Below are 15,357 nucleotides of genomic sequence, written 5' to 3'. Positions count from 1 at the left end.
TTCATGTCGCGTCTGGACAATCGCTTCGGTGGCCGCATTGGCGCTGGTTGCAGGCTGTTCCACACCCAAACAGGCGCCGACCCCTCCGCCGCCGGTCGTCCGCACGATCAAGCCGCTGCCGCCGATGGGTGCGGTCGAGGATATGAGCATTCCGGAGGTTGATGCCGAAGGGAAATATCTGACGCCCAATCGCGGGGTCACGGCCAACACGGCGTTGTGGCATGTCCGCATGGCGCTGAACGTTGCGGCGCTCTCCTGCCATGGCGCGGGCGAGCCTGCGCGGATTCAGTACAACAAGATGCTGCATGTCCATAAGGACATATTGCGGGAAGCCAACGCGGCGGTCGATCGCAACTATACCGCCGCTTATGGCAGCGCGGGGCTTCAGTCGCGCGAGTTGCTGAACACGGTCGTTTATAATTTCTTTTCGCTTCCGCCTGTGACCAAGAGCTTCTGTCCCGTGGCGGTGGATGTGGGCGCGAAGATACTTGCCATGCCTTCCAGCCAGTTGCTGGCCTATGCGCCCGAAGCACTGACGGCGCTGGAGAAGCCGTTTCAGGAATTTTACGAAGCCTATGCCGACTATCTGCGGCGGCTGGCGGAGTGGCAGTCCCGCTTTGGCGGCACGGTGACGGTGATCGTGTCGCCCACGCCCCTGCCGCCGCCGCCCAAGCCACCGGCCGAGATCAGCCCTGGCTTCGTGCCGCCGCCTGCGCTGCCGCCGCTGCGGGAGGAGAGCGGACAGGCGCTGGTGCCCGGCGCGACGTCGGCGCCGCGCGTGAACGTGCCGACTTTCCCGATCAGGCGGTAAGAGGACTTCAGTCGCCTGCCGGTATGAAAGTGACCGGAGCTTTTGACGGCAGCGGGAAGAGGCGGACGAAGCGTTCTGCTAGTTCGCGGTTCCCCTCGATCTTCAGCCCGCCGCCGACATCTTCGAAGCTTGCCCCGCCATATACCACGGCGGCGAGCGCATTCTGATCACCGCTGATCACCGCGTCCGCGCCCTCGACAGGCCCGCGATCCATGGTGAAGGCGCCGTCCTTGAACTGCGCGCGAAATTCTTCTTCGCCGAAACGGAAGCCTATCACCGCGTCTAAGTCAGCGATGCGGCTGCGGTCGATCATGGTGCGCATGGACAGGACGACCGACACATTGCTCATCGGCTGGCCGGGCTGCATCGTGGGCGAGCGGCAGGCCCAGCGGCCGAGCACCTGGAACAGGATTTCCGCCTCGCGGCCCCATTCGGTCAGTTCGTAGATCTGGCTGGCGGCGGGCGGGGGGAGGCGGCGGCGGATGAGGACGCTCGCGGCTTCCAGTTCCTCCAGACGCTGCGTCAGCACATTGGCGCTGATTCCGGGCAGGCTGGCGCGCAGATCGGTGAAACGCTTGGGACCCAGCATCAATTCCCGCATGATCGGCATGGCCCAGCGGTCGCCGATGAGGTCGAGCGCATGGGCCGTTGCACAGCCATCCAGATAGGCGCGCTTTTTGGAACTGCGAGTCATTGGTTATCTTTTCTAACTTTGATGTTGCATAACATAATCATTGGGTCCAAAAAGTTCAAGGCGGTGAGTCGAGTTCCATAGCTCCTTGCCGCAATGTTCAAGGAGATGCGTGATGCCTGATGCCCCCACTCCCAAGATGATTTTCGTCAACCTGCCGGTGAAGGACCTGTCCGCCGCAATCGCCTTCTATGAGGCAGTTGGCGCGGTGCGGAACAAGGATTTTTGCGGCGAGGACAGCCAGATGATGAGCCTGTCCGACGCTATTCATGTGATGCTGTTGACGCACGAACGCTTCGCGAGCTTCACGCCGCGCCGCATCCCGAACGCGCATGAAACCGCGCAGGTGTTGCTGGCAATCAGCGAGGAAAGCCGGGCCGCGGTGGATGTGACTACGGAAAAGGCACTCGCCGCGGGCGGGACGGAGCCCAATCCGCAACAGGATCATGGTTTCATGTATGGTCGCAGCTTTGCTGATCTGGACGGTCATATCTGGGAAGTCACCTGGATGGACGTTGAAGCGGCGCTGGCGACCCATCAGCGGGAATTTGCCGCCTGATCTATCCGAACAAGGAGAGAGATAATGAGCTATATCGACGGTTTCGTGGTTCCCGTGCCGAAGGGCAACAAGGAGCGGTATAAGGAGTTCGCGACCCGGGCCGCTCCGATCTTCCTGGAGCATGGCGCACTGCGCATGGTGGAATGCTGGGGCAGTGATGTTCCTGTCGGGAAGGTCAATGACTTCCGCACCTCCGTAATCGCCGAAGAAGGCGAGGATGTCGTCTTTTCCTGGATCGAATGGCCCGACAAGGCAACGCGCGACACGGGGCAAGAGAAGGTGATGAACGATCCCCGCATGCAGGAAGATGGCGAGATACCCTTTTCAGGCAAGCGAATGATTTATGGCGGGTTCGACGTAATGATCGATCAGAAGGCCTGACCAACAGCATGCGACAAGGAGGCGGATGATGAGCGACCTGACCGGCAAATTCTTCTGGTATGAACTGATGACCAGCGATCCGGAGGGCGCGATCGCCTTCTATGGCGATGTGGTGGGATGGACGGCGCAGCCCTTTGGCGGCGAGCGGACGGAGGATCCCTATCATGTCGTGTCTGGAAGCGCGGGGCCGCTGGGCGGCATCATGCGCATTCCGGCGGAAGCGAAGGATTGCGGCATGTCGCCCTGGTGGGGCGGCTATGTCGGATCGGCCGATGTCGATGCCGATGCCGAGCGACTGAGCGGCGCGGGAGCGAGCGTGAAGCGGCCGCCGGAAGATATTCCGGGCGTCGGGCGCTTTGCCGTGATGAGCGATCCGGGTGGCGCGATCTTCATGCTGCTCAAGGGATCGAGCCCGGACGGCATGGAGGCCGCGCCGCCGATGGCGACAGGCCATGTCGGCTGGCACGAGCTTTACAGCGGCAGTTTCGACGCGGACCTCGCCTTCTACACGTCCCAGTTTGGCTGGGGGAAGGGCGAGGCGATGGATATGGGGCCAATGGGCAGCTACCAGCTTTTCTCCATGTCCGGCGGGACCGACTTCAACAGCATGGAAGGCGGCATGATGCCCAAGCCCGAGCAGATGCCGGAGCCGCAATGGCTGTTCTACTTCGTGGTGCCGGACATCGATGAGGGCGTGGAGAAGGTGAAGGCAGGCGGCGGCACCGTGCTGAATGGCCCCGCCGAAGTGCCGGGCGGTGCATGGATCATCCAGGCGACGGACCCGCAAGGCGCGATGTTCGCGCTGGTCGGCATGCGTTCGACCGCAGCATAAGAGGAGAGGAAGGATGTCGAAGATTTCACCCTGTCTGTGGTTCAACGGACAGGCAGAGGAAGCTGCGCGCTTCTATGTCTCTGTCTTTGGCGGGTCGGTCGATTCGATCAGCCGTTATCCCCATGATGTTCCCGGCCCCGCGCCGTTCAAGGAAGGCGACGTGCTGCTGGTGGAATTCACGCTGTTCGGCCAGAGCTATCAGGGGCTGAACGGGGGACCGGAATTTGGCTTTACCGAAGCGGTGTCCTTGTCGATCTCATGCAAGGACCAGGCTGAAGTTGACCGCTATTTCGATGCGCTGACGGCCGACGGCGGCGCGCCTGGCCCCTGTGGCTGGGTGAAGGACAAATTCGGCCTGTCCTGGCAGATCGTGCCGGAAGAGGTCATGGAGATGCACCGCAAGGGCGGCCCCGGCATTCAGCCGATGATGGCCGAGATGATGACGATGCAGAAACTGGACCTTGCCCGCATGAAGGCAGCCTATGAGGGAGCGACGGTATGAGCAGCGCGCAACATGAGCTGTCGGTCAGTTGTCACATCGCCGCTCCACGCGAGATCGTGTGGAAGGTTTGGACTGACCTGAAGGACCAATGGTTCTGCCCCAAACCGTGGCGAGCCGAGGTAGTCGAGGAAGATTTGCGCCCCGGCGGCCGTAGCGCCGTGCGCATGTTCGGCCCCGATGGCGAAGATACCGGGCCGATGGAGGGCATCTTTCTTGAGGTGGTCCCCGGCGAGCGAGTGGTATCGACCGACGCCTACGCTTCAGGGTGGATACCGCAGGAGCCGTTCCTGACCTCGATCTGGAGTTTCGTCGAAGAAGGCGAGGGAACGCGCTTTACCGCGACGGCCCGGCATTGGAGCGAGGAGGCGCTGAAGCGGCATGAGGCGATGGGATTCCATCCCGGATGGGACCAGATGGCGCAGCAGTTCAAGGATTTGTGCGAGACTTCGGCGGCGATCGCATGAGATAATTCCTCCCCATCAGGTGATGGGGAGGAATTTGGGGTCAGGCTTTCAGCACTCGTTCCACAGCCGAGCGGAACTTCGCCATATCCTCGGCCGAACCGACAGTGACGCGGGAGACTGTGGGCCAGATGGGCCAGTTGCGGCCGATCTGAACTTTTTCGGGTGTTGCAAGCAGGGCTGCCTGCATGTCCTTGGCTGGTTTCTTCCAGTCCATCATGAACATGTTCGCCTGGCTGCCGGGATGCACGGCGACGCCCTTCTTCGTGAGCCAGGCGATGGTTTCGGCCCGGTTGGCGGCGCATTCCTCGCGCCGGGCCTTGATGAGGCCGCTTTCGGTGTAGACGGCATTGCCGCACGCCATGGCGGTGATCGACAGGCCACCGGCGCTGGGGCCGAATAGCATGATGCGCTTCTGCACCTCAGGATCGGCGAAGGTGAGGCCGAGGCGCATGCCTGCCATGCCGAACAGCTTCGAGAAGGTCCGCATGACGATGATGTCCTTGCGGCCCGCGATAAGGCTGACGGCGCTCGGCGCTTCGGAGAAGTGGATATAGGCTTCGTCTACCAGCAGCATCGCGTCGGCGGGCTTGTTGTCCAGCAGCCATTTGATGTCTGAAAGCGGCGTGATAGTGCCCGTGGGATTGTTGGGCGTGCAGATATAATAAAGGCCGGCATTGGGATTGGCGGCGAGCATCGCTTTGACGTCATGGCCCTTGCCGGGCGCCTGGGGCGCCTTGGCGATCGGGGCTTTCATATAATCGGCGGTGCGCCAGGCGGATTCGAATGTCGGATCGGCGCTCACAAGCCCTTTGGTGGGCGAACAATAGGCAGCGACGATGCTGACCAGCGGCCCGCCGGAGCCCGGCCACAGCATGACTTGCGACTCCGTTAGCCCCTCTACCTTCGCCACAGTGGAGATAAGGTCGCCCCGGTAGTTGTCGGGATCATACCAGTTGCCGAAAGATGACGCCCTTGCCGCCGCTTCCACGCCGGAAGGGAAGGGGCCTGCCCAGCATTCGTTCGACCCGATGCGCACCGCGCCCTTGATCCCGCGCGCGGCCTGCTGCTGCGCATGGGCGGGTTGGATCAGCAGGGAATTTGCCGCAGCGCCTGCACCGAGCAGGGCGGCAATCTTGCCGATGTTGCGACGGGAATAGCCGCGATCCAGCAGGTCTTCGCGGGCATCCTTTTCCAGTATCAAGGTCATGTCATCTGTCCCCTTGTTCGAACCAACCGCATGGTGTTCCGATCGAGGAGACGAAGCGGTCGCTTGTTTCCGCAATATGTCGCCCAAGTTTTTTGACGATTTTGATCGGTTTCCCTGCCGATTGAATTGACTTCCCCTTGGAAAGGGGCCCCGCGATCTGTTAGCGCATTGACATGCCCACGACGCCCGCCGCCGCCGCCCGCCAGATCCTCACCAGCTTGCAGGAGGTGATGGCCGCGCGGACGAGTGCGCAGGCGAAGCTCAACAAGGTCGTGGATATTATCGGGCAGGCGCTGTCGAGCGAGGTTTGCTCCATCTATCTGGTGCGCGAAGGGCTGCTGGAACTGTTCGCGACGCGGGGCCTCAAGCAGGAGGCCGTCCATGTCACGCGGATGGCGATGGGCGAAGGTCTGGTCGGCCTGATCGCGACCAATGTCGAGACGCTGAACCTGGACGAGGCGGCGGCGCATCCCGACTATAGCTATCGGCCGGAAACGGGCGAAGAGCTGTTCCACAGCTTCGCGGGGGTGCCGATCGTGCGGCGGGAACGGGCGATCGGGGTGCTGTGCGTCCAGCATGTCGAGCCGCGCCGCTATGAAGAGGTCGAGATCGAGGCGCTGCAGACCGTGGCGATGGTGCTGTCGGAGCTGATCGCCAACGCCGAGCTGGCGGATGATGGCCCGGCAGATCTGCGGGTGCAGGATACGGGCACGATCATGCTGCAGGGATTGCAGCTGGTGATGGGCATGGCGCGGGGGCATGCGGTGTTTCACCAGCCGCGCGTCCATGTCGAACATACGGTGGCCGAGGATACCGAGGCCGAGCGGCAGCGCGTCATTTCCGCCTTCACCAAGATGCGCGAGCAGATCGACCGGATGACCGGGGCGGTCGAGTTCGGGATGGAGGGCGAGCATCAGGAGGTGCTCGAAACCTACAAGATGTTCGCCTATGACGAAGGCTGGATTCGGCGGATCAATGAGGCGATTGATAGCGGCCTGACCGCCGAAGCGGCGATCGAGCGCGTACAGCAGCGCACGCGGATGCGTATGCGGCAAATCGACGATGCCCTGTTGCAGGACCGGATGCATGATCTGGAGGACATGGCCAATCGGCTGTTGCGGATCGTGTCGGGGCAGTTGGGCACGGCGGCGCAATTGGGGCTGAGGCAGGATGCCATCCTGATCGCGCGTAACCTGGGCCCGGCGGAATTGCTGGAATATGACCGGCGGCGACTGAAGGGCGTGATCCTGGAAGAAGGTTCGCTCACGGCGCACGTTACCATCGTCGCGCGCGCCATGGGTGTGCCGGTGCTGGGGCGCGTCCGCGAGATCCGGCAAAAGGTGAATGAGGGCGACCTGATCCTCATGGATGTCGTGTCGAACAGCCTGCTGGTCCGTCCGACGCCGGACATGGACGAAGCGTTCGAGAACAGGCTGCACGTTACGCAGAAGCGGCGGGCGGAGTTCGCCGCGATGCGTGATCTGCCGTCGGTGACGGCGGACGGGCAGCGGATCGAGCTGATGGTGAATGCGGGCCTGCGGGAGGATGCGCAGGCTCTGGATCTGGTCGGCGCGGACGGCATCGGCTTGTTCCGCACGGAGTTCCAGTTTCTCGTATCCGCTACGCTGCCGCAACGGGAGAAGCAGCAACGCCTTTACAAGGACGTGCTGGACGCGGCCGGGGACCGCCCGGTGATCTTCCGCACGGTCGATATCGGCGGTGACAAGGCGCTGCCGTACATGCAGCGCGACGAGGACGAGGAGCTGGAGGACAATCCGGCGATGGGCTGGCGCGCGCTGCGGCTGGCGCTCGACCGAGACGGGCTGATGAAGGCGCAGGCGCGGGCGCTGCTGGAAGCGTCCGCGGGCAAGGTGCTGAACATCATGTTCCCGATGGTGTCGGAGCCGTGGGAATATGAGAAGGCACGCGCTCTTGTCGAGCATCAGCGCGAATGGCTGCTGTCCCAGCGCAAGAAGGTGCCGACGGCGGTACGCTATGGCGCGATGCTGGAGGTGCCTGCGCTGGCCGAAGTGCTGGACCTGCTGTTGCCCAAGCTCGATTTCCTGTCGATCGGCACCAATGACCTGACGCAGTTCCTATTCGCGGCCGACCGGGCGCATCCCAAGCTCGCCGAGCGCTACGATTGGCTGAGCATCGCTATCCTGCGCTTCCTGGACCGGGTAGTGCGTACCTGCGGTGAATATCAGGTGCCCGTCGGCGTTTGCGGAGAGATGGGCGGGCGGACGCTGGAGGCAATGGCGCTGGTGGGCCTGGGCGTGCGGCGTCTGTCGATCACGCCTGCATCGGTGGGGCCGGTCAAGGCGATGATCCGCGCGATCGACGCGGCCGAATTGCAGGCTATGATGCGCATGCTGCTGAATGATGGCGTCGTGGACGTTCGCGGGGCGTTGACCGAGTGGGCGACAGAGCGCGGCATCGAACTGAATTGAACAGGGAAAATGGGTCGGTCATGCCCGGCCCGGCGTTGACAATCCCTGTACCGGAATGAGACAAGACCAGCCTCTAAGATCGCGGAGCAGCATGGCAGAACAACCCGAACTGGAAAACGGCGCAACATCGCCGGACGTGCAATCCAGCACTCCCGGCGCTAAGCTGCGCGCCGCGCGCGAGGCGCAAGGCCTGTCGATGCAGGACGTGGCGACGCGCACCCGTATCGCCCAGCGCCAGTTGGAGGCGATCGAACGCGACGACTATTCCGCACTGCCCGGCATTCCCTATGCCGTGGGTTTCGCCCGTGCCTACGCCCGGGCGGTGGATCTGGACGAAGTGGCGATTGCCGCTGATGTACGCCATGCCGTTCATAATTCGGAACTTGGGACGAACCGGTACGAAGCGTTCGAACCGGCCGACCCGGCGCGGGTGCCGTCGCGCGTCCTTGCATGGACAGCTGCGGCTATCGTGATCCTGCTCGTCGCCGGTTTCACGATCTGGCGCACGCAGATGTTGACGCCCCCTACAGGGCAGGAGATCGCTGCCGAGCAGGCCAAGCCCGTCACTGCTGCCAAGCCAGCCGCTGGCGCTCGTCCCGCAGCGCCGGTCGTGCAGACGGTGGTGTTCACCGCGAATGACGATGTGTGGTTGCGCATCTATGACGAGGCTGGCGAGCGGTTGAAGGACGGGCTGATGAAGAAGGGGGAGAGTTTCACTCTGCCCGCCAATGCTCGCAATCCCATGATCCTCACCGGCCGCCCGCAAGCCTTGTCGGTGACGGTCGGTGGCAAGCCGATCGCGCCGCTGGGCGCGCCGGATCGGACCATTTCCGACGTGCCTGTATCGGCGGCCGCCTTGCTGGCGCGGGCGGCGCCTGCTTCAGCGGGTGCGGCTCCATCCTCCGCCCCCTCGGCAGCGCAGCTGCCGCCGGTTCGGCCCGTCACCGGAAGTGTCGCGCCTGCGATACCGGCGGCACCTGCGCCAGCACCGGTTGCCCCGCCAGCAGCGAACTAAGATCGCGCGCATCCTCGCTTGAGCAGCCGCACGTCGCGCTTTACGGCGGCGAATATGGCCTTATGGTTAAAAGCGGGGAATGCGGCTTTTTAGCCGTGTCGTCGGTTAGATAGTTTAGTCGGGGATCATCATGCGTTACGCCTTATTTGCGACAACCGCCCTGTTGTTGGGAGCGCCCGCCATGGTTGCGCTTGTGCCAGCGGCGGCTGCCCAGAATGTGGCGATCGATGTGCGCATCGACCGGCTGGAAAAGGAAATGCGGGCGGTTCAGCGGAAGGTTTTTCCCGCAGGCACTCCGCTGGAGGCGGAGATCACCCGCCCATCTACACCCGCAGTGCCGCCCGGCACACCGTCCTCGTCGCCCGTTGCCGATCTGACCGCGCGGGTGGCTGCGCTGGAGTCCCAGCTTGCGTCGATGACGGGGCAGGTCGAAGAGAACAGCTTCAAGATTCGCCAACTGGAGGAGGCGTTCAACAAATATAAGGCCGAAGCACAGAGCCGCGCCGAAGTCGTCACGCCGCCGCCGGTACGTCCGGCGGTGCCGTCCACCGATGCGGCTCCGGCCGAGGCGAAGCCTCAGCCAGGGACCAATGGTGGCGCGACGGAAGCACGCAAACTTGCGGTGGCTGCCATCGAGCGGCCATCGACGGGAGATGCTGCGGCGGATGCCTATAGCTATGGTTTTCGGCTGTGGGACGCAAAATTCTATCCCGAAGCGCAGGCTCAGCTGAAAGCGACCGTCGAAAAATATGGTGCGTCGCCGGTCGCGAGCCGCTCCGCCAACCTGTTGGGCCGGGCCTATCTGGACGATGGCAAGCCCGCTCTTGCGTCGGTGACATTCTACGACAATTATCAGAAGCGGCCCAAGGGCGACCGGGCCGCCGATAGTCTTGCCTATCTGGGCGAGGCATTGATCCAGCTTAAAAAGCCGGCCGATGCGTGCAAGGTTTATGCAGAGCTGGAGCAGGTCTATGGCTCCAGCATGTCGGCCAGCTTGCGCGGCATGATGGAGAAGGGCCGCACCCGGGCGAAGTGCAGCTAAGGCAAAACCATGGCCGAACCCTCTTCGGCACAATCTGACCTGGAAGCCTTGCTGATCCAAGCGGTCGGCAATCTGGTGGGCGAGGCAGTAGGCCTGCGCTTTGGCGTGGCAGTGTCGGGCGGCCCCGACAGCATGACGCTGCTTGACCTTGCCCACCGCTGTTTCGCTGGCCGGGTCGAGGCTGCGACTGTTGATCATGGTCTAAGACCCGGATCCGCGGACGAGGCGGCGATGGTGGCGCAGTGGTGCAGCGGGCGCGGCATCCCCCATGCGGTGCTTCACCCTGCGGCTCCTTTGACCGGTAACGTTCAGCAATGGGCCCGCGCCCAACGCTATGCCGCGCTTGAGGACTGGAGGGTCGAACGGCGGATCGACTGGCTGTGTACCGCGCACCATGCCGATGACCAGCTTGAGACGGTGCTGATGCGGCTCAACCGTGGTTCGGGGGTGAATGGGCTTTCGGGCATCCGTGCTCGGCAAGGACATGTGCTTCGGCCTTTGCTGAATGCGAGACGCGCGGATCTTCTGGGCCATGTCCGCTCGGCAGGCCTGCCGTTCGTCAATGATCCTTCCAATGCCGATCCGCGTTTCGATCGCGCGGCGATCCGCCAACATCTGGAAAATGTCAGCTGGCTCGATGCGCGGGCGGCTGCACGCAGCGCAGCTGCGCTGGCGGAATGTGCCGAAGCGCTGGATTGGATGGTCGACGATCTTGCAGCGGCACATGTTCGGCGGGAGGGCGGCGCCTGGCTGCTGACCAGGACCGATCTGCCCCGCGAACTGCTGCGGCGGCTCCTAATGCGCATTGTCGCGGAGGCGCAGCCGGGTGCGCTGCCGCGTGGAGACGGGATTGATCGCGCGATTCTTGTCGCTGCTAAAGGCGGGCAGACGAGTCTGGGGGCGCTCTTGATCAAAGGCGGCGCTGTCTGGAAAATCAACGTTGCGCCCGCCCGAAGATGATAAACAGGATCGTGTTCGTTGGTCGTTACGGAAAGGTTCCACGGGCCAACGTGTCTGCGGCTCGGCCCGTCGAAATGTTGCGGCGCAATGACCTTTCCTTAATAGCCTTCATGCTTAATGAGCCTGCCCCTCAAAGCATGGAAAGCTGATTATGTTCGAATTTGCGGCGCTGACCTATGGCGTGCTCGCCAGCATCATCCTTTCGGCAGCGCAACGTAACCGGAAACTGGCGCGTCCGCATCCGCCGATGCTGCTATATGTCGGCTATCTGCTGTGCGGGCTGTCGGCGGGCGTGGCGGTGATCCTGGCCTATATCGCCCTGTCGCAATTCGCCGGGGGCTGAACGTCCGGCGGGCAAATCGCCCAACTTGCGATTTTGCCGGAGCACCCTATCTTGCCCGGTGAAAGAGAGTGATGATGAACGACGAGAAGGACCCGCAGGGCAATCCCTGGATCAAGAGCGCGATGATTTGGGCGGGGGTGATTATCGCCCTGCTGCTTTTCGTTTCGATGTTCGACAGCCGCTCCGCAAGCCAAGCAGGCAGCGGCATCGCCTATTCCGAATTCCGTTCGAAGGTTCAGGAAGGGCAGGTCAAGGACGTCGCGATCGCCACCGACAAGATCACCGGCACGCTGACCAGCGGGCAGCGGTTCAACACCGTTCCCGTCAATGATCCGGCTCTGACCGGTCTGCTTGACGACTATAACGTCAAATATTCTGGCCAAAGCGAAGAGCAGCCGAGCTTCTGGCAGATCATGCTCTACCAGTCGCTGCCGTTCCTGCTGATCCTGGGCATCGCCTTCTTTGTGCTGCGCCAGATGCAGAAGGGTGGCGGCGCGGGCGGGGCGATGGGCTTTGGCAAGTCCAAGGCCAAGCTGTTGACCGAAAAGCACGGCAAGGTGACGTTCGACGATGTCGCGGGCATCGATGAGGCTCGCGAGGAATTGCAGGAAATCGTCGAGTTTCTGAAGGACCCGAGCAAGTTCGCGCGGCTGGGCGGTAAGATCCCCAAGGGCGCTCTGCTCGTTGGTTCGCCCGGCACCGGCAAGACGCTGCTGGCTCGCGCGATTGCGGGCGAGGCGGGCGTTCCTTTCTTCACCATCTCCGGTTCCGACTTCGTGGAGATGTTCGTCGGCGTCGGTGCCAGCCGTGTGCGCGACATGTTCGAGCAGGCCAAGAAGAACGCGCCCTGCATCGTCTTCATCGACGAAATCGACGCGGTCGGCCGTCATCGTGGCGCAGGCCTCGGCAACGGCAATGACGAGCGCGAGCAGACGCTGAACCAGCTGCTGGTCGAGATGGACGGTTTCGAGGCGAACGAGGGCATCATCATCGTCGCGGCGACCAACCGCCCCGACGTTCTCGACCCCGCTCTGCTGCGTCCGGGCCGCTTCGACCGTCAGGTGGTGGTCCCGCGCCCGGATATCGAGGGCCGCGAGAAGATCCTCGCAGTGCACATGAAGAAGGTGCCGCTGGCGCCCGACGTCAATCCGCGCACCATCGCGCGCGGCACGCCGGGCTTTTCGGGTGCCGATCTCGCCAACCTCGTCAACGAAGCCGCGCTGATGGCGGCGCGGCGGGGCAAGCGCCTGGTCGCTATGGACGAGTTCGAGGCGGCCAAGGACAAGGTCATGATGGGTAGCGAGCGCCGTTCCATGGTCATGACCGACGATGAGAAGAAGATGACCGCCTATCATGAGGCGGGACATGCCATCGTTGCGGTCCATGAACCGGCGTCGGACCCGATCCACAAGGCGACGATCATCCCGCGCGGCCGTGCGCTGGGCATGGTGATGCGTTTGCCGGAGCGGGACAGCTACAGCTATCATCGCGACAAGATGCATGCGAACCTGGCGGTCGCCATGGGCGGGCGCGTGGCGGAAGAGATCATCTTCGGCCATGACAAGGTGTCCTCGGGTGCTTCGGGCGACATTCAGTACGCAACCAAGCTGGCGCGCGACATGGTTACCCAGTGGGGCATGTCGGACAAGCTGGGTCCGCTGCAGTATGAAGAGCAGCAGGGAGAGACCTTCCTCGGCTATTCGCAGAGCCAGCGCGTCCATATGTCGAACGAGACCGCGAAGGCGATCGATCTTGAAATCCGCACGATCGTGGAAGGTGGCTATGATCGGGCCAAGGATGTTCTGACGGGACATGAGGATCAGCTGCACCTGCTGGCCAATGCCTTGCTCGAATATGAGACGCTGACCGGCGAAGAGATCAAGACGCTGCTCGACAAGGGCGAGATCACTCGCGACGATGGCACGACCATCAAGCCTTCGACGGTGCCTGCGGCAGGATCGTCCATCCCCAAGACGCGCAAGCGCAAGGGCCCCTTTGGGGAGCCTTCGCCTGCGGGGATTTGAGCGGCGGTCAAGGTTTTAAAGGGGCGCTGCCATGGGGCGGCGCCCCTTTTCCTTTGCCGCTCCTCAATCATGGTGAGATAGGGCGCGCATGGCAAAAGCTGATCGATTGGAACGTCTGGATGCCCGCCGCCTGGAACTGGAGGCGGAATATACGGAGAAGCTGGTGGACGCCTTACGTGTCACGGCTTCAGGGAAATGGGGCTTGTTCGGCCATAAGGATGATCGGGCCAGTCGCGCCGCGATAGCGCCCGTAATCGAAGGACTGGCTGAAATTGGGGAAGCCGTAGACAAGGCGCGGGAGCAGCTATTGATGCCGCCGTTCGCGTTGCAACAGGACTTTCTGGCATCACGCGGCCCTGTTAGTTCGCAGGCCGTGGGAGAACCGAAGCAGGCGCAGGCATGGCTCGATCGGCTCGTGCCTGCAATCGGCAAATCCTGAAAGTGCATTTTCTCTGTACGGTGAGGCGCCCAGCAACAAAATGCGCCTAAGGTCTGGTCGTTTCGCTGGTTAATGGTTACATGGGCCGCCACGAATCCCCAGCGATCACGCTATGCCCCTCGGCTGATCGCGCAATAGAAAGTGGCTCTTACATGGATATCCGCCTCGGCCTCACCTTTGACGACGTGCTGCTGCAGCCCGGCGAGTCTGATGTGCTGCCGAGCCAGGCCGACACCGGCACCCATGTAACGAAGCAGATCAAGCTAAACATTCCGATCCTCTCGTCCGCCATGGATACCGTGACGGAGGCGGACATGGCCATCGTCATGGCGCAATTGGGCGGCATCGGCGTCCTCCATCGCAACTTGTCGATCGAAGAGCAGGCAGACGCGGTGCGTGCGGTGAAGCGCTTCGAAAGCGGCATGGTGGTGAACCCTATCACCATCACCCCGCGCGCCACGCTGGCTGACGCGCAGATGCTGATGGAGCGGCATAAGATCAGCGGCATCCCCGTGGTCGAGGATTCGGGCAAGCTGGTTGGCATCCTGACCCATCGCGACGTACGCTTCGCTGAAAATCCGCAGCAGCCGGTCAGCGAATTGATGACCAAGGATAATCTCGCCACCGTGAAGGTGGGCGTTGGCCAGGAAGAGGCTCAGCGCCTGCTCCACCAGCGGCGGATCGAAAAGCTGCTGGTGGTCGACGACGACTATCATTGCGTCGGCCTGATCACGGTCAAGGACATCGAAAAGGCAGTCACCTATCCGCAGGCGACGAAGGATGGGTCTGGCCGCTTGCGTGTGGCTGCGGCGACTACGGTCGGGGACAAGGGGCTGGAGCGTAGCGAAGCGTTGATCGACGCGGAATGCGACCTGATCGTCATCGACACGGCGCATGGCCACAGCAAGCAGGTCGCGGTTGCGGTCGAGGCGGTGAAGCGCCTGTCCAACCATGTTCAGGTCGTGGCGGGCAATGTGGCAACGGCAGAAGCGACGAAGGCGCTGATCGACGCGGGCGCGGATTGCGTGAAGGTCGGCATCGGGCCTGGCTCGATCTGCACGACGCGCGTCGTTGCGGGCGTGGGCGTGCCGCAGCTTACCGCCGTCATGGACTCGGCAAATGAAGCGGCCAAGCAAGGCATTCCGGTGATCGCGGACGGCGGCCTTCGCACCTCGGGCGACGTCGCCAAGGCGTTGGCGGCTGGTGCGGGCTGCGTCATGGTCGGGTCGCTGCTGGCTGGCACGGCCGAAGCGCCGGGCGAAACCTTCCTTTACCAGGGCCGTGCCTATAAGAGCTATCGCGGCATGGGCAGCGTCGGCGCGATGGCGCGGGGCTCGGCCGACCGCTATTTCCAGGCGGATATCAAGGACCAGATGAAGCTGGTGCCCGAAGGCATCGAGGGGCAGGTGCCCTTCAAGGGCCCGGCCAAGGACGTCATTCATCAGCTGGTCGGCGGGGTGAAGGCGGCGATGGGCTATACCGGCAGCCGCACGATCAAGGACCTTCAGGAGCGCGCCCGTTTCGTCCAGATCACCAATGCGGGTCTGTCCGAAAGCCATGTTCATGACGTGACCATCACCCGGGAAGCGCCCAATTATCCGACGCGGTAAGGTCGCCTATATCCCTCCACCCAATGG

At 62.9% G+C, this 15,357-nt stretch carries 16 protein-coding genes; 14 read left to right on the top strand and 2 right to left on the bottom strand.

Annotated elements, in window-relative coordinates; all coding sequences use genetic code 11:
• The first annotated feature begins 28 nt into the window (after window positions 1-28).
• On the top strand, window positions 29-811 hold the full coding sequence (locus SPHS8_RS06080) for a hypothetical protein (protein ID WP_236574979.1): 783 nt from the start codon (window positions 29-31) through the stop codon (window positions 809-811).
• Window positions 812-818: 7 nt separating this feature from the next.
• Here SPHS8_RS06080 and SPHS8_RS06075 read toward each other — a convergent pair whose 3' ends face one another.
• Complete coding sequence (locus tag SPHS8_RS06075; protein WP_201514676.1) at window positions 819-1,505, bottom strand: winged helix-turn-helix transcriptional regulator; 687 nt, start codon at window positions 1,503-1,505, stop codon at window positions 819-821.
• A gap of 112 nt (window positions 1,506-1,617) precedes the next feature.
• Between SPHS8_RS06075 and SPHS8_RS06070 the strand changes: the two genes are divergently transcribed.
• Genes SPHS8_RS06070 through SPHS8_RS06050 form a run of 5 tightly spaced genes read left to right on the top strand, consistent with a single transcriptional unit; the run spans window position 1,618 to window position 4,240 of the window.
• Window positions 1,618-2,061 carry a VOC family protein gene (locus SPHS8_RS06070; protein WP_201514675.1) on the top strand — a complete coding sequence of 148 codons (444 nt, stop codon included), beginning with the start codon at window positions 1,618-1,620 and terminating at the stop codon, window positions 2,059-2,061.
• Between the two features lie 24 nt (window positions 2,062-2,085).
• A complete protein-coding gene (locus SPHS8_RS06065) occupies window positions 2,086-2,442 on the top strand; it encodes a DUF1428 domain-containing protein (protein WP_201514674.1) in 357 nt (118 codons plus the stop codon).
• A 28-nt stretch (window positions 2,443-2,470) separates the two neighbouring features.
• On the top strand, window positions 2,471-3,274 hold the full coding sequence (locus tag SPHS8_RS06060) for a VOC family protein (RefSeq protein ID WP_201514673.1): 804 nt from the start codon (window positions 2,471-2,473) through the stop codon (window positions 3,272-3,274).
• A 13-nt stretch (window positions 3,275-3,287) separates the two neighbouring features.
• Entirely contained in the window at window positions 3,288-3,776 is a 489-nt protein-coding gene (locus SPHS8_RS06055) for a VOC family protein (RefSeq protein WP_097092048.1), read from the top strand.
• The gene (locus SPHS8_RS06050; RefSeq protein WP_201514672.1) at window positions 3,773-4,240 is read left to right on the top strand and encodes an SRPBCC family protein; all 468 of its coding nucleotides are present in this window, start codon (window positions 3,773-3,775) and stop codon (window positions 4,238-4,240) included. The genes SPHS8_RS06055 and SPHS8_RS06050 overlap by 4 nt, the downstream gene beginning before the upstream one ends.
• Before the next feature lie 40 nt (window positions 4,241-4,280).
• Here SPHS8_RS06050 and SPHS8_RS06045 read toward each other — a convergent pair whose 3' ends face one another.
• On the bottom strand, window positions 4,281-5,447 hold the full coding sequence (locus tag SPHS8_RS06045) for a pyridoxal phosphate-dependent aminotransferase (RefSeq protein ID WP_201514671.1): 1,167 nt from the start codon (window positions 5,445-5,447) through the stop codon (window positions 4,281-4,283).
• A 173-nt stretch (window positions 5,448-5,620) separates the two neighbouring features.
• Between SPHS8_RS06045 and ptsP the strand changes: the two genes are divergently transcribed.
• The 8 genes from ptsP (at window position 5,621) to guaB (ending at window position 15,330) form a co-directional block, all read left to right on the top strand.
• Window positions 5,621-7,897 carry a phosphoenolpyruvate--protein phosphotransferase gene (gene ptsP, locus SPHS8_RS06040; RefSeq protein ID WP_201514670.1) on the top strand — a complete coding sequence of 759 codons (2,277 nt, stop codon included), beginning with the start codon at window positions 5,621-5,623 and terminating at the stop codon, window positions 7,895-7,897.
• 91 nt (window positions 7,898-7,988) lie between these two features.
• Entirely contained in the window at window positions 7,989-8,912 is a 924-nt protein-coding gene (locus SPHS8_RS06035) for a helix-turn-helix domain-containing protein (RefSeq protein ID WP_201514669.1), read from the top strand.
• Between the two features lie 130 nt (window positions 8,913-9,042).
• Window positions 9,043-9,954: a hypothetical protein gene (locus SPHS8_RS06030; RefSeq protein WP_097092043.1), complete on the top strand. Its 912-nt coding sequence runs from the start codon at window positions 9,043-9,045 to the stop codon at window positions 9,952-9,954.
• A 9-nt stretch (window positions 9,955-9,963) separates the two neighbouring features.
• Complete coding sequence (gene tilS / locus SPHS8_RS06025) at window positions 9,964-10,914, top strand: tRNA lysidine(34) synthetase TilS (protein WP_201514668.1); 951 nt, start codon at window positions 9,964-9,966, stop codon at window positions 10,912-10,914.
• A gap of 151 nt (window positions 10,915-11,065) precedes the next feature.
• Window positions 11,066-11,257: a hypothetical protein gene (locus tag SPHS8_RS06020; RefSeq protein ID WP_097092041.1), complete on the top strand. Its 192-nt coding sequence runs from the start codon at window positions 11,066-11,068 to the stop codon at window positions 11,255-11,257.
• A gap of 74 nt (window positions 11,258-11,331) precedes the next feature.
• Window positions 11,332-13,281 carry an ATP-dependent zinc metalloprotease FtsH gene (gene ftsH / locus SPHS8_RS06015; protein ID WP_097092856.1) on the top strand — a complete coding sequence of 650 codons (1,950 nt, stop codon included), beginning with the start codon at window positions 11,332-11,334 and terminating at the stop codon, window positions 13,279-13,281.
• An 88-nt stretch (window positions 13,282-13,369) separates the two neighbouring features.
• Window positions 13,370-13,720 (top strand): hypothetical protein, encoded by a 351-nt coding sequence (locus SPHS8_RS06010; RefSeq protein WP_201514667.1) that lies wholly within the window; start codon window positions 13,370-13,372, stop codon window positions 13,718-13,720.
• Window positions 13,721-13,872: 152 nt separating this feature from the next.
• The gene (gene guaB / locus SPHS8_RS06005) at window positions 13,873-15,330 is read left to right on the top strand and encodes an IMP dehydrogenase (RefSeq protein ID WP_201514666.1); all 1,458 of its coding nucleotides are present in this window, start codon (window positions 13,873-13,875) and stop codon (window positions 15,328-15,330) included.
• Window positions 15,331-15,357 lie beyond the last annotated feature (27 nt).

It is taken from the genome of Sphingobium sp. S6, from assembly GCF_905120495.1.
Taxonomy (GTDB): Bacteria; Pseudomonadota; Alphaproteobacteria; order Sphingomonadales; family Sphingomonadaceae; genus Sphingobium; species Sphingobium agri.
Note: the sequence above shows the minus strand (reverse complement) of the source record. Positions and strands in the feature narration are given on the sequence as shown.

Bases quoted from the DNA above. Each gene is read 5' to 3' on its own strand.
- SPHS8_RS06075 (WP_201514676.1), bottom strand. From the start codon at position 1,505: ATGACTCGCAGTTCCAAAAAGCGCGCCTATCTGGATGGCTGTGCAACG.
- SPHS8_RS06070 (WP_201514675.1), top strand. From the start codon at position 1,618: ATGCCTGATGCCCCCACTCCCAAGATGATTTTCGTCAACCTGCCGGTG.
- SPHS8_RS06065 (WP_201514674.1), top strand. From the start codon at position 2,086: ATGAGCTATATCGACGGTTTCGTGGTTCCCGTGCCGAAGGGCAACAAG.
- SPHS8_RS06060 (WP_201514673.1), top strand. From the start codon at position 2,471: ATGAGCGACCTGACCGGCAAATTCTTCTGGTATGAACTGATGACCAGC.
- SPHS8_RS06055 (WP_097092048.1), top strand. From the start codon at position 3,288: ATGTCGAAGATTTCACCCTGTCTGTGGTTCAACGGACAGGCAGAGGAA.
- SPHS8_RS06050 (WP_201514672.1), top strand. From the start codon at position 3,773: ATGAGCAGCGCGCAACATGAGCTGTCGGTCAGTTGTCACATCGCCGCT.
- SPHS8_RS06045 (WP_201514671.1), bottom strand. From the start codon at position 5,447: ATGACCTTGATACTGGAAAAGGATGCCCGCGAAGACCTGCTGGATCGC.
- ptsP (WP_201514670.1), top strand. From the start codon at position 5,621: ATGCCCACGACGCCCGCCGCCGCCGCCCGCCAGATCCTCACCAGCTTG.
- SPHS8_RS06035 (WP_201514669.1), top strand. From the start codon at position 7,989: ATGGCAGAACAACCCGAACTGGAAAACGGCGCAACATCGCCGGACGTG.
- SPHS8_RS06030 (WP_097092043.1), top strand. From the start codon at position 9,043: ATGCGTTACGCCTTATTTGCGACAACCGCCCTGTTGTTGGGAGCGCCC.
- tilS (WP_201514668.1), top strand. From the start codon at position 9,964: ATGGCCGAACCCTCTTCGGCACAATCTGACCTGGAAGCCTTGCTGATC.
- SPHS8_RS06020 (WP_097092041.1), top strand. From the start codon at position 11,066: ATGTTCGAATTTGCGGCGCTGACCTATGGCGTGCTCGCCAGCATCATC.
- ftsH (WP_097092856.1), top strand. From the start codon at position 11,332: ATGAACGACGAGAAGGACCCGCAGGGCAATCCCTGGATCAAGAGCGCG.
- SPHS8_RS06010 (WP_201514667.1), top strand. From the start codon at position 13,370: ATGGCAAAAGCTGATCGATTGGAACGTCTGGATGCCCGCCGCCTGGAA.
- guaB (WP_201514666.1), top strand. From the start codon at position 13,873: ATGGATATCCGCCTCGGCCTCACCTTTGACGACGTGCTGCTGCAGCCC.